Here is a 12,977-nt window from a genome sequence, read left to right as displayed (position 1 = left end):
TCGTTCCAGCAGTTAACCGCGGTAGATTTTGACCACTCTTCAAGGCTGCGCGATCCGTCGAAAGAACATTCCGCTTTCGCTCGGCGCCTGAAATCCCTATGTGTCGCCTGTCATACGCGGCGGCAGCGCCACGTTTCCGACGAGAGCATGATCCCGAAAAGTGGGAACCGGTTTTTGGAGAAAGATCATGCTCCAGCAATGAAAGCGGCAAAAAGCCTCATTTCCGAGCCGATGAACATCCAGCCGAAACACAGAGAGCCGCTGATCCTTTCAGGCCGCGACGTCACCGCCGTGCTTGGACCGACCAACACCGGCAAGACGCATCTCGCCATCGAGCGCATGGTGGCGCATGAGACCGGCGTCATCGGCCTGCCGCTGCGGCTGCTGGCGCGGGAAGTCTACACGAGAGTCTGCGAAAAGGTCGGCGCCCGCAAAGTGGCGCTGATCACCGGCGAGGAGAAGATCCAGCCTGCCGGCGCGCGATATTCGGTCTGCACCGTCGAGGCGATGCCACGCGAGACCGACGCCGCCTTCGTCGCCATCGACGAGGTGCAGCTTGCCGGCGACCTCGAGCGCGGCCACATCTTCACCGACCGCATCCTCAATCTGCGCGGCCGCCAGGAGACGCTGCTTCTCGGCGCCGCGACCATGCACGGCATCCTGCAGCGGCTCTTGAAGGGCGTGTCGGTGGTGACGCGGCCGCGCCTGTCGCATCTCGCCTATGCCGGCTCGAAGAAGCTGACCCGCCTGCCGCGGCGTACCGCGATCGTCGCCTTCTCGGCCGATGAGGTCTATGCCATCGCCGAGCTGATCCGCCGCCAGCAGGGCGGTGCGGCCGTCGTGCTCGGCGCGCTGTCGCCGCGCACCCGCAACGCCCAGGTGGCGCTGTTCCAGTCGGGCGACGTCGACTATCTCATCGCCACCGACGCCATCGGCATGGGGCTGAACCTCGATCTCGACCACGTCGCCTTCGCCCAGAACCGCAAGTTCGACGGTTACCAGTACCGCAATTTGACCGCGGCCGAGCTCGGCCAGATCGCCGGCCGCGCCGGCCGACATCTGCGCGACGGCACCTTCGGCGTCACCGGCCAGGTCGACCCGCTCGACGAGGATCTGGTCAAGAAGATCGAAGGCCACGACTTCGACCCGGTGAAAGTGCTGCAGTGGCGCACCGCCGCTTTCGATTTTTCCAACCTCGACGCGCTGAAGCGTTCGATCGAAACCAACGCGCCGGTCGAGGGACTGACGCGGGCGCTGCCGGCGGTGGATGCGCAGGCGCTGGAACATCTGTCGCGCGACGAAGCGATCAGGGCTTTGGCCACCGATGCCAAACGCGTGGCGCTGCTTTGGGAAGCCTGCGCCCTGCCGGACTACCGCAAGATCGCGCCGGCACAGCATGCTGACCTTATCGCTTCGATCTATATGGACCTTGCGCGCCATGGCCATGTCGATGAGAATTACATGGCCGAGCAGGTGCGGCGGGCCGACACGACGGACGGCGATATCGACACGCTGTCGCACCGGATCGCGCAGATCCGCACCTGGACTTTCGTCTCCAATCGCCCTGGATGGCTGGCCGATCAGCTACACTGGCAGGAAAAGACGCGCGAAATCGAAGACAGATTGTCGGATGCGCTGCATGAGCGGTTGACGAAACGCTTCGTAGACCGCAGGACTTCCGTCCTCATGCGGCGCCTTAGAGAAAATACCATGCCTGAAGCCGAAATCAGCCCAACCGGAACCGTCCTCGTCGAAGGCCATCATGTCGGCGAGTTGCAGGGGTTCCGCTTCACTGCCGACCAGAGCGCCGGCGGCGAGGACGCCAAGGCCGTGCGCACCGCCGCGCAGAAGGCGCTCGCGGCAGAGTTCGACGCGCGCGCCGAGCGCTTTGCCGCTTGCGCCAATGGCGATCTGGCTTTGGGCTCGGACGGCGTCTTGCGCTGGATCGGCGCGCCGATCGGCACGCTGGTTTCCGCCGACGAGGCGCTGAAGCCTAGGCTGGTGCTTCTGGCCGACGAGCAGCTGACGGGTCCCGCCCGCGACAAGGTCGCGGCGCGCGCCGAGCGTTTCGTCAACTTCCAGATCGAGTCGCTGTTGAAGCCGCTGGTCGATTTGAAGAATGCCGAGCAGCTCGCCGGCATCGCGCGTGGCATCGCCTTCCAGCTGGTCGAGCATTTCGGCCTGATCAACCGCCGCGATATCGCCGAAGAGATGAAGTCGCTTGACCAGGAAGGCCGCGCCGCCTTGCGCCGTCTCGGCGTGCGCTTCGGCGCCTACCATGTCTTCGTCCCGGCGCTGATCAAGCCGGCTCCCGCCGGGCTGGTGACGCTGCTCTGGGCGCTGAAGAACGATGGCAAGGACAAGCCCGGCTTCGGCGACGTGGTGCATGCGCTGGCTTCGGGCCGCACCTCGGTGGTCATCGACCCCGTCTTCGACAAGACTTTCTACAAGCTCGCCGGATACCGCAATCTCGGCCGCCGCGCCGTACGCGTCGACATCCTCGAGCGGCTTGCCGACCTGATCCGCCCGGCGACCAATTGGAAGCCCGGCCTCGGCCAGCGGCCGGACGGCGCTTATGACGGCCAGTCCTTCATGGTGACGCCGCCGATGATGTCGATCCTCGGCGCGACCGCCGACGACATGGAAGAGATCCTGAAGGGTCTTGGCTATCGCGCCGAGCCGAAGCCTCCGGCCGAGGTGAAGGCGAAACTCGACGCGCAGGACAATGCCGCCCGCGAGGCAGCCGCCGCGAAGCTGGCGGCGGAAGAGGCCGCGCGTGCCGCGGCAGCGGCCGAAACCGCGCCTGCTGCCGATGCCGTCACCGAAACGCCTGCCGAAGACACCGATGTCACCGCCGATCCGATTGCGACGGCGGAGCCTGCGGCCGAAGCTGCTCCGGAGCCGACTGTCGAAGCGGATGCCGAACCTGTTGCCGAGGCGGCGGAACCCGCTGCGGATGCGCCGACACTTACAGACCCAGTGGAAACTGTCACAGCAAGCGAAGAAGTCGCCGAAGCTCCCGCCTCGCCCTCGATGGGGGAGGTCGCGGCGCGAAACGACGCGGGTGATGGCACTGACGATGCAGGTCGTGCTGATACCACCGACGCTGGCGCTCCCCGCCCCGGCGCTGCGCGCCGACGCTTCCCACGAGGGGGAAGGTGGAGCGAGCGAGACGCCGGCCGAGGCGGAGGAACCAAAACCGATCCTCCTGTGGCGGCAGGCCCGTTTCGACCATCAGCGGCCGCGCCATCGCCACGACAATCGTCGCGACAATCGCCCGCGCGGCAACCAGCCCGCGCGTGAAGGCCAGCCTGGCGTCGCCAGCGCCCAGCCCGGCGACCAGCCTGCCAATGAAGGCCGCCGCGATGGCGCCGGCAAGCCGCGCTTCGACCGCTCGAAGTTCAAGCCGCGGCCGGAGACCGGCGATCGGCGCGAGAATGGCGAGCGGCGTGAAGGCAGGCCGCAAGGCGAGCGCCCAGATCGTCACGAAGGGGGCCGCCGCGAGGGTCGGCCCGACTGGAAAGGCAAAAGGCAGGACGGCAAAGGCAACGCCCCCGCCGGCAAGCCTGCTTTCCAGAGCAAGCCGCGCGAGGAGCGCCCGCAGCGCTTCGACCCGGATTCGCCTTTCGCAAAGCTCGCCGCCTTGCGCGACCAGCTGAAGAAGTAAGCCCGACCGGTTCCGATGGTTGGAGAAGGCCGCCAGCGCATCGACAAATGGCTGTTCTTCTCGCGCGCCGTGAAATCGCGCTCGCTCGCGGCAAAAATCGTCATTGCCGGCCGGGTTCGCATCAATCGCGACAAAGCAGCGCAGGCCTCGGATCTGGTCAAGCCCGGCGATGTGCTGACCATCACGCTCGAGGGCCGTATCCTGGTCTGGAGAGTCGTGAATTGCGGCACGCGGCGCGGCCCCGCCGATGAGGCGCGTCTGCTCTACGAGGACATGTCGCCAACGCCGACGCCAAAGGGCGAGGCCGTTCGCGACGCGATTCCGGGGTTGCGCGAGGCCGGCAGCGGCCGCCCGACCAAACGGGAGCGCCGGCAAACCGACCGGCTGCTTGGCGATGACTGAGCAATTCCGGGAAAAGTGCGAAGTGTTTACGCTCGCCGTTTCCGCGAAACGATGAAACGCTCTGCACAGGGCGAATCCGACCGTAGGTTGCAAACGGCTGGAATTCCATTTCCGCAACACGACCTTGCCCGCAAGCGCCGCCCTTGCATGCGGCGGGCAAAGGCGTTACCTCACCTGAAAAAGCCGAGCAAATACGGGAAGTCCCGGAGCCTTCGATGACCTATGTCGTGACCGATAATTGCATAAAGTGCAAATATATGGACTGCATCGAGGTCTGTCCGGTTGACTGTTTCTACGAAGGCGAGAACATGCTCGTCATCCATCCCGACGAATGCATCGACTGCGGCGTTTGCGAACCCGAATGTCCGGCTGACGCGATCAAGCCGGATACGGAGTCCGGCCTCGACAAATGGTTGCAGGTCAACTCCGAATATGCCGAGAAATGGCCCAATATCACGGCCAAGAAAGAACCGCCGGCGGACGCCAAGAGTTTCGACGGCGAGACCGGAAAATTCGAGAAATATTTTTCGGCGGAGCCCGGCGAAGGCGACTGATTTACCTGCTGGTTTGGTCAGTCCGACGCAGCGTAACGGCAACGAAACAATTACTGTCTTGACAGGCAGCGATGCCGCTTGGCGTTGGCGAACGCAGCAAAACCTTGATTCTTCCGACTTTTTGTGTTACATCAGACAAACATGCCGGTGACACGACGTCGATTTTTGGCGCTAGCGCCCCAAATCACTGAAAGGTGAGCTTCTTAATCCGGAACCAGAGCGATCTGGGTCAGGCGGGCGCATTCGTGCGGTTCGCCGCGCCCTGCTTTATTCCGGTAGCTCGCCTCTTGTGCGGCTAACGATCGGCACACGCCGGTCACATGAGTTCAGCCGGCGCCGCCATGCCGGTCACACAACCAAGGAGTTCAGGGCGTATGGCAACGATAACCCCGCAGAAGAAGTCCACCGCAGCCCGCCATGGGTTCAAGACCGGCGAGTACATCGTCTATCCGGCGCACGGTGTCGGCCAGATCGTATCGATCGACGAGCAGGAAGTTGCCGGCCACAAGCTGGAGCTGTTCGTCATCGACTTCCAGAAGGACAAGATGCGCCTGAAGGTGCCGGTCGCCAAGGCGACCTCGATCGGCATGCGCAAGCTGTCGGAAGAGGATTACGTCGAGCGTGCGCTGAAGGTCGTGCAGGGCCGCGCCCGCATCAAGCGCACCATGTGGTCGCGCCGCGCCCAGGAATATGACGCCAAGATCAATTCCGGTGACCTGATCTCGATCTCGGAAGTGGTGCGCGACCTCTACCGCGCCGACAACCAGCCGGAGCAGTCCTATTCCGAGCGTCAGCTTTATGAAGCCGCGCTTGACCGCATGGCGCGCGAGATCGCCGCGGTGAACCGGATGTCGGAGACCGAGGCCGTCCGCCTCATCGAGGTCAACCTCAACAAGGGTCCGAAGCGCGGCGCCAAGGCCGACAACGAGGAAGCCGAGCAGGAAGAAGCTGCCTGAGCTTTTTCGCTCATCGAATTACGAAAAACCCGGCCGCGCGCCGGGTTTTTTGTTCTGGTGCCAGTGGCCCGCGTTAAGCTGCTCCGCCAACGTCCTTTTGCGCCCCCTCCTGCCGCAGCGAGGCGATGAAGCGTTTGGTCCGCTCGCGCTCCGGATTGTCGAAGACGACCGAAGCCGGGCCTTTCTCGACGATGACGCCGGCATCGAGAAACACCACCTCCTGGGCGATCTTGGAGGCGAGCCTCAGATCATGCGTGGCCATCACCATGGTCGTGCCTTCGCGGGCGAGCTGGCCGAGCACGTCGACAACCTCCTGCGCCAGTTCCGGATCGAGCGCCGAGGTCGGCTCGTCGCAAAGCAGCACGCGCGGCGATGGCGCCAGCGCCCGGGCGATCGCCACACGCTGCTGCTGGCCGCCGGACAGCGTTGCCGGCCACGCATCGGCCTTATGCGCCATGCCGACCTTTTCGAGCAGCGCCAGCGCCCGCTCGCGCGCCTCGGGCTCAGGCCATCTCAGCACCGTCACCAGCCCTTCCATGACATTCTCGATCGCGGTGCGGTGCGGGAAGAGTTGGAAATTCTGGAACACCATGCCGGTCTGCAGGCGGATGCGCTGGAGGTCTTTCGCCGGCACCTTGCCGCCCGGACGGAACGCAAGCGTTTCGTCGCCGATGCGCAAGCTGCCCGAGGTCGGGATCTCCAGGAGGTTGATACAGCGCAAAAGCGTGCTTTTGCCGCCGCCCGAAGGGCCGACCAAGGCCGTCACGCTGCCTTCGTCGAGACTGACGGTGACGCCTTTCAGCACCAGATTGTCGCCGAAGCGTTTTTCGATGTCGGTGAGGCCGATCATGAATTGGCCTCCAGGAAGCCGCCATAGCGGTTGAGCCTCACCTCCAGCCGCGCCTGCAGCGCCGACAGCACCGAACTCAGGGCCAGGTAGCAGCGCCGCAGCCTCGACATAGAGGATCAGCGGCTCATAGGTGGTGGCGACGATGCGCTGCGCGGCCTGGAACATCTCCGGCACGGTGATGGCCGCCGCGAGCGAGGTATCCTTGACCAGTGATATGAAGGTGTTGGAGAGCGGCGGCACCGCGACGCGCCCCGCTTGCGGGAGAATCGTGCGCCGCATCGCCTGGCTCCAGGTCATGCCGATCGAATAGGAGGCCTCCCATTGCCCTTTCGGCACCGAGCCTATGACGGCGCGGATGATCTCCGAGGTGTAGGCGCCGATGTTGAGCGTGAAGCCGATCAGCGCCGCCGGGAAGGCATCGAGCAGGATGCCGACCGAAGGTAGGCCGTAGAAGATCAGGAAGAGCTGCACCAGAAGCGGTGTGCCGCGGAAGATCCACACATAGAAGCGCGCCACGAGAACCAGTGGTTTCGGGCCGAACAACCGGATCAGCGCCGTCACCAGCCCGGCAATCAGGCCAAGCGCAAAGGACAGCAAGGTCAACGGCACGGTGAAGATCAGCGCCGCCCACAGCAGCGTCGGCAAAGAGTCCAGCATCAATTGCAGCCAATGCGGCACGGACTTCCCTCTCCTTTTCCCGACGCGGCGGCCGCGTCCCACCGGCCACTATCATGCAAAAACCGGCGGGGCGTCAAAGACGACCCGCCGGCAAAACAGAGGCATGGATGGCTTACTTCGAAACGTCCTGGCCGAAATACTTGTCGGCGATCTTCTGATAGGTGCCATCGGCCTTGATGTCGGCCAGTGCCTTGTTGATGGCGGCGACCAGTTCCGGGTCACCCTTGCGCACGATGACGCCGGAATAGTCGGCGTTCTCTTCCTGCGCCGCGATCTTCACATTGGCGTCGGGCTTGTGCTTCTTGAAGTCGAGGAAGGATAGGCTGTCATTGATGGTGGCGTCGGCGCGGCCGGTAAGCAGCAGCTGGATCGACTGGTCGAAGCCATCCGTGCCGACCAACTCGGCGCCGTTCGTCTCGGCGAGCTTGCCGAAGTTGGAGGTCAGCGACTGCGCCGACTTCTTGCCTTTGAGATCGGCGAAGGTCTTGATGTCGGTGTTGTCGCCGCGCACGATCAGCACCGCCTTTGAGGCGATGTAGGGATCGGAGAAATCATACTTGGCCTTGCGGGCGTCGGTGATGCCGACTTCGTTGATGACGGCGTCGTAGCGGTTGGCGTCGAGGCCGGCGATCAGGCCGTCCCATTTGCCCTCCAGGAACTGCACCTTGACCCCGAGCTTGTCGGCGATCGCCTTGGCGATCTCGACGTCGAAACCGACAAGCGCGTTGGATTCGTCGTGATAGGTGAAGGGCGCGTAGGTGCCTTCGGTGCCGACCTTGAGCACGCCGGCCTGCTTGATCTGGTCGAGATTGGCGCCGGCATGACCGGCTGTGACCGCAAGAGCCTGCAGCGTTCCGGCGATGAGAAGCGATTTAAGCCATTTCATTTTTCTGTGATCCCGTTTTGACCGGAGCTCCGGCGCATTGTGAGAAGCGGAAACTGACAGATAGATGATCGCGAAATAAGGAACCAGATTTCAAAAATCGGGCCGGCCAGAAATCTGATTCTCAGAATCACCAGAAAACGGCGACGGGGCCTTTCCCGAGCCGATAACGGAATGTTCCCAGTGGCAACATTTGGACTGCCGGGCGACGGAACCTTCCATGCGCCTGGCACGTTGCAGGGCAAGTTGTAGGGCGCGGCGGCGTCTTTTCAACGGTCTCGACGCAACAATCCGCCGTGAGGAGCCGGCATGATCGAGGACGCGGCAGGACGGACGCTGGTCCGGGCGGCAATGAGGGCCCCTTACCTCGAGCGGGACGAGGAGCATCTCCTGGCAGTGCGCTGGAAGGAAGAGAACGACCAGCACGCGCTGCACAGGATCACCGTTGCCCATATGCGCCTGGTGATTTCCATGGCCTCGAAATTCCGCCACTACGGGCTGCCGCTCGGCGATCTCATCCAGGAAGGCCATGTCGGCCTGCTTGAGGCGGCGGCGCGTTTCGAACCCGCGCGCGAGGTACGTTTCTCGACCTATGCCACCTGGTGGATCCGCGCCTCGATGCAGGACTATATCCTGCGCAACTGGTCGATCGTGCGCGGCGGCACCAGCTCGGCGCAGAAGGCGCTGTTCTTCAACCTGAGGCGCTTGCGGGCGCGACTCGCCAATGGCGCCGAGCCGATATCCAACGCCTCGCTCTACCGTGAGGTCTCGGTCGCGCTCGGCGTGCCGGAGGCCGACGTGGCGATGATGGATTCGCGCCTTTCCTCGCCTGACAGTTCGCTCAACGCGCCATTGGCGGACGAGAATGGCGCGGCTGAGCGAATGGATTTCCTGGTGTCCGATGATCCGCTTCCCGACGAGGTGGTCGGCGAGAGGATCGACGTCCAGCGTCGGGCTGTCTGGCTGAGGAGCGCGCTCGGCGCCCTCAACGCTCGCGAGCTCCGGATCATTGAGGAGCGCAGGCTGAGCGATGACGGCGCCACGCTGGAATCGCTTGGCGAACAGCTCGGCATCTCCAAGGAACGCGTCCGCCAGATCGAGGCACGCGCCATGGAAAAGCTCAAAGTCGCGCTGGTCCGGCAAAATCCGGAATTTTTGGCCCAGGCGGCTTGATTGGCTCAGGCGGCTTGAACCGAGTAGAATTCCTCATGAAGTGCAATATAAGACTTTATTTAAATGTGAATATTTTGTCGATCCGGCGATCTCGTTCTTATATATCGGATTGTGAACTCTTTAACAGACCGGCGCGTGGCAAAAAGCCTTTTTAGGCGAACCATAGACCCATAGCGGATAGGGTTTTGCCATGCTGCGACGCTGCGTGTTCCTCGCTGCCTTGATCTTCTTGAGCTTTACCGCCGTCGAAGCACGCGCCGATCGAAGGGTTGCCCTTGTGATCGGTAATTCCGAGTACCGGGAAATCCCGGCGCTTAAGAATCCGGACAAGGACGCCGAAGGCGTCTCGAACACCTTTCGGCAGGCCGGCTTTGACGTGTTCGTCGCCAAGGACGTGACCAAGCTTCAGTTCGAAGAGACGTTCCGCAACTATCTGGCTGCCGCCGACGGCGCCGATCTCGCCGTCGTCTATTATTCCGGCCACGGCTTTCAGATCGGTGGCGAGAATTTCCTGATTCCGGTCGATGCGTCGTTGAAGGACGCGGCCGACATGGAGGTCCAGGCGATCAAGCTTGACGACGTGCTGCAGCAGTTGCGCTCGAAGTCGAAGATTCAGGTGATCATCCTCGATGCCTGCCGCAACAATCCGTTCCCGCGCAAGGACTATTGGTTGCGCGACCAATTGATCGTCTCCGGCAGCACCGGGCTCGCGCAGGTAACAGGCTCGCAGAATGCGTTGATTGCCTTTGCTACCGGGCCAGGGGCCGTCGCTTATGACGGGTCCGGCAATCTCAGCCCCTTCTCATCCTCCTTTTCCCGCCGCGCGCTGACGCCAAACCAGGAGATCCGCTCCGTCATGGCCGCCGTGCGCCGCGATGTGGTCAAGGCGACCAATGGCAGGCAGGTTCCGTGGGAGAGCTCCTCGCTGATCGACGATGTCGTGCTGATGCGTGAGGTGAGCCAGCCGACGCTGCCGACACCCGACGACGCCCAACCGAAGCAGCCGGCGGCTGAGCGCGGAATTCGCATTGCGGCTGCCGCTTCCGCTATCGAGAACCATGACATCGGCGTCGCGGTTGGCGTCGGCCCTGTTCCGCTGAAACTGGATTTCCCGGCCGAGGATTCCTCGATGAGCCTCGAGCTCGCCAGCTACCCGATAGCCGGAACGCTGTCCCTGCCGGATCGCGTCCTCACGCCGCAATCGACCCTGACGGTCGGTGAAGTCGGCAATCTGCGCTATGAGCCGCAGATCGGCTCGGCAGTTCCCGTCGAGATCGGATTTCAAATCCGCGCCGGTAACGTATCCAAGCAGGCCGCGATGAAGCTGTCGCCGGCTATCGATCCTTGCGACCAGGCAGCTGGCGAGCCGCTCGACCTGCAGGGCGTCGTTCCTGGCCGGTTGGCGAACGAGATCGGCGACGGCGCGATCGAGGCGTGCGAGGCGGCGGTGAAAGCCCATCCCGATGTGACGCGGTTCCGTTACGAACTCGGGCGGGCGCTGCTGGCGGCCGGCAACATCGACGAGGCAAGGAAGGTCATCCAGGAAGCCGCCGACAAGGGCCACGTCCGCGCTGTCTACGAGCTCGGCTACCTTGCCTCCTCGGGAATAGGGGCGCCCGCGGATCTCACGAAAGCGAACGGCTTCTATGGGCAGGCGTCGGACAAAGGCGACCCCTACGCAATGACCGCCCGGGGGCGAGCCTTGTTCGACGGTCTTGGCGTCCAGCGCGATACCGGCAAGGGGCTGGATCTGCTGCTCAAGGCAGCAGCGATGGGGCATATCAATGCCATGAACGATCTGGCGCTGATCTTCAAGGAAGGTCGCAACGGCGTACCCGGCGACCGGGCGCGCGCGCTGGCTTTCCTCAATGCCGGCATCGACAGGCAAGAAGCCTATTCGATGCGCATTCTCGGGCTTTCGCCGCGGCGAAACACCCTGACGGTCGCCGTGTGCAAGCCCAAGGTGGTGACGAAAGTTGTCACCAAGATAAAGGTCGTCCGCACCCCTGCGCCAAAAGCGCCGCCACCCAAGATCACGCCCTCGCTGGCGCCAACCGGGCCATTGCCCTGGCGCGGCACTGACGGCGACCACGATCATCCGCAAGGCAACAACAGCAATGGCTGATTACGCCAGTACCCGCCAGCAGCAACAAACCTAGTGGTGCCGTCGTTGACTTTGCAAAAAACGGTCCGAGGGCAGACGGTGATCGTGGAGGCCTGAAGCGGCGGCGGCCAATAGCGACCCGCTATCCTGCAGGTCCTACTTGTCCGTGACGATCTTGACCTTGTCGCCGGCCGATACGCTGGCACCGGGCGACATCGCGTTGAGCACCCGGAACAGATCAAGCTTGCGGTCGACGCCGACCATCTGGGCGGAGAGCGAGCCCATTGTCTGACCGGCCTGAACGGTGACCACCCTGATATGCAGCGGCTTCAGCGCCGCCTTCTCGGCCGGACTCAGGGTTCGGAAGGAACTGCTGACCGAGCGGGCGACCGGATCGAGCGACGCGCTGGCCGAAGGGGCGGCCGTGAGCAGCCGGTAGACCTGGCCACCGGCGCGGATCACCGCGATGTCGAACTGCCAGCCTTGCGCCGTGGCATGCGCCGTCGCGCCGTCGTTGCCGTTGATCGTCTCCTGGCGCACACTGGCCTCTTCGAGGCCCGCAACCCAGCCGCTGCGGATATAGTCGGTCAGCGACACCGACTTGTCGATCGCCACGCCGTCGAAACGGATGGCGATGTCGCCCGGTCCGGTCGCGGTCACCGCGGCAGCGGTGTTGTCGATGATGAAGCCGTCCGGCACGGTGAACGACACACCAAGGTTGGGGTGCAGGAAGGTCTGGCCGCGCACATAGCCTTCTTCCGGCGTGTCGCCGTAGAGCAGGCCGTCAATGCCGGCAAGGAAGGCGTCGCGGTCGCGCGTGCCGACGCCGGGCGGGCCGAAGTTGCGGGCAAGGCGCTGCGCCAGGTCGATGCGCTGCGGCGTGTTGGGGTGCGTCGCCAGGAAGTCGAGGCTGGCATCGGTGGCGCCGCTGACCGAACGGAAATCGGTATAGGCCGACATCGACTGCAGGAAGCGGCCGGCGGCATAGGGGTCGTAACCGGCCTCGCCGATCGACTTGATGCCGATGGCGTCGGCCTGCAGTTCCTGGTTGCGCGAGAACTGCGCCAGCCTGAGCTTGCCGCGGATGAGTGCTGCTTTGGCGGTCGGGCTGTCGCCAAGCACATCGGAGACCACCTTGGTCGCGAGACCCTCCTCGGCCTCGAGCTGCTGCCGCTGCAGGCCGTGATTGGCGGTGACGTGGCCCATCTCGTGCGCGATGACGGCGGCGAGCTCGGACGAGTCGTTGGCCAAGGCCAGCAGGCCGCGCGTCACATAGAGATAGCCGCCCGGCAGCGCGAAGGCGTTGACGTTGGGCGAGTTGAGGATGGTGATGCGGTAGGTCTGGGTCGGGTTGGCCGACACCACCGTCAGATTGCCGACGACCTTGGCCACCATGCGTTCAAGCCTGGGGTCGGAATATTCGCCGCCATAAGTGGCCAGGATGCGCGGATGCTGCGCCTTGGCCATTTCGGCCAGCTTGGCGTTGGCAACGACATTGTCGACGGTGATCGGCTTGTCGGAAGGCTGGAAGCCGTTCTCCTGCACATCCGGCGGCGTAAACATCTGACAGCTCGCCAGCGCCACGGCGAAGCCGGCCAGCGCGAAGAAACGCGCCAATGGCTTCATCCACACTGTCTCAGCGCCGGTCGGCAGATCGGCATCCTTTCCAAATTCTCGGCAAATCACGGCCAAAGCCGGATCGGCATGGCC

The 12,977-nt window shown here is 63.8% G+C and carries 9 protein-coding genes and 1 pseudogene; 6 read left to right on the top strand and 4 right to left on the bottom strand.

Annotated elements, in window-relative coordinates; all coding sequences use genetic code 11:
* Window positions 1-231 precede the first annotated feature (231 nt).
* The 4 genes from ACVDG8_RS22335 (at window position 232) to ACVDG8_RS22320 (ending at window position 5,579) form a co-directional block, all read left to right on the top strand.
* The gene (locus ACVDG8_RS22335; protein WP_455707852.1) at window positions 232-3,303 is read left to right on the top strand and encodes a helicase-related protein; all 3,072 of its coding nucleotides are present in this window, start codon (window positions 232-234) and stop codon (window positions 3,301-3,303) included.
* 379 nt (window positions 3,304-3,682) lie between these two features.
* Window positions 3,683-4,069 carry an RNA-binding S4 domain-containing protein gene (locus ACVDG8_RS22330; protein ID WP_447256645.1) on the top strand — a complete coding sequence of 129 codons (387 nt, stop codon included), beginning with the start codon at window positions 3,683-3,685 and terminating at the stop codon, window positions 4,067-4,069.
* Window positions 4,070-4,284: 215 nt separating this feature from the next.
* A complete protein-coding gene (gene fdxA / locus ACVDG8_RS22325) occupies window positions 4,285-4,623 on the top strand; it encodes a ferredoxin FdxA (RefSeq protein WP_447256644.1) in 339 nt (112 codons plus the stop codon).
* A gap of 374 nt (window positions 4,624-4,997) precedes the next feature.
* Window positions 4,998-5,579, top strand: a complete 582-nt coding sequence (locus ACVDG8_RS22320; RefSeq protein ID WP_371013248.1) for a CarD family transcriptional regulator — start codon at window positions 4,998-5,000, stop codon at window positions 5,577-5,579.
* A 73-nt stretch (window positions 5,580-5,652) separates the two neighbouring features.
* On the opposite strand, the gene ACVDG8_RS22315 is transcribed toward ACVDG8_RS22320, so the two are convergent.
* From ACVDG8_RS22315 to ACVDG8_RS22305, 3 genes and pseudogenes are all read right to left on the bottom strand, one after another.
* The gene (locus ACVDG8_RS22315) at window positions 5,653-6,429 is read right to left on the bottom strand and encodes an amino acid ABC transporter ATP-binding protein (protein ID WP_447256643.1); all 777 of its coding nucleotides are present in this window, start codon (window positions 6,427-6,429) and stop codon (window positions 5,653-5,655) included.
* Window positions 6,426-7,107 (bottom strand): annotated as a pseudogene (locus ACVDG8_RS22310) (ABC transporter permease subunit). Before ACVDG8_RS22310 ends, ACVDG8_RS22315 begins: the two are co-directional and overlap by 4 nt.
* Before the next feature lie 112 nt (window positions 7,108-7,219).
* Window positions 7,220-7,993 carry an amino acid ABC transporter substrate-binding protein gene (locus tag ACVDG8_RS22305; RefSeq protein ID WP_447256641.1) on the bottom strand — a complete coding sequence of 258 codons (774 nt, stop codon included), beginning with the start codon at window positions 7,991-7,993 and terminating at the stop codon, window positions 7,220-7,222.
* A 306-nt stretch (window positions 7,994-8,299) separates the two neighbouring features.
* On the opposite strand from ACVDG8_RS22305, the gene ACVDG8_RS22300 reads away from it, so the two are divergent.
* Both ACVDG8_RS22300 and ACVDG8_RS22295 read left to right on the top strand, forming a co-directional pair.
* Window positions 8,300-9,163, top strand: coding sequence for an RNA polymerase factor sigma-32 (locus tag ACVDG8_RS22300; protein WP_447256640.1), 864 nt, complete (start codon window positions 8,300-8,302; stop codon window positions 9,161-9,163).
* A 190-nt stretch (window positions 9,164-9,353) separates the two neighbouring features.
* Window positions 9,354-11,288 carry a caspase family protein gene (locus tag ACVDG8_RS22295; protein ID WP_455707222.1) on the top strand — a complete coding sequence of 645 codons (1,935 nt, stop codon included), beginning with the start codon at window positions 9,354-9,356 and terminating at the stop codon, window positions 11,286-11,288.
* Window positions 11,289-11,423: 135 nt separating this feature from the next.
* Here the strand turns inward: ACVDG8_RS22295 and ACVDG8_RS22290 are convergent, their stop codons facing one another.
* A complete protein-coding gene (locus ACVDG8_RS22290; RefSeq protein ID WP_447256638.1) occupies window positions 11,424-12,893 on the bottom strand; it encodes a M48 family metalloprotease in 1,470 nt (489 codons plus the stop codon).
* Window positions 12,894-12,977 lie beyond the last annotated feature (84 nt).

The sequence above is a fragment of the Mesorhizobium sp. ORM8.1 genome, assembly GCF_053005525.2.
The sequence above is the reverse complement of the archived record's forward strand: the minus strand, read 5'-3'. Positions and strand labels throughout refer to the sequence as shown.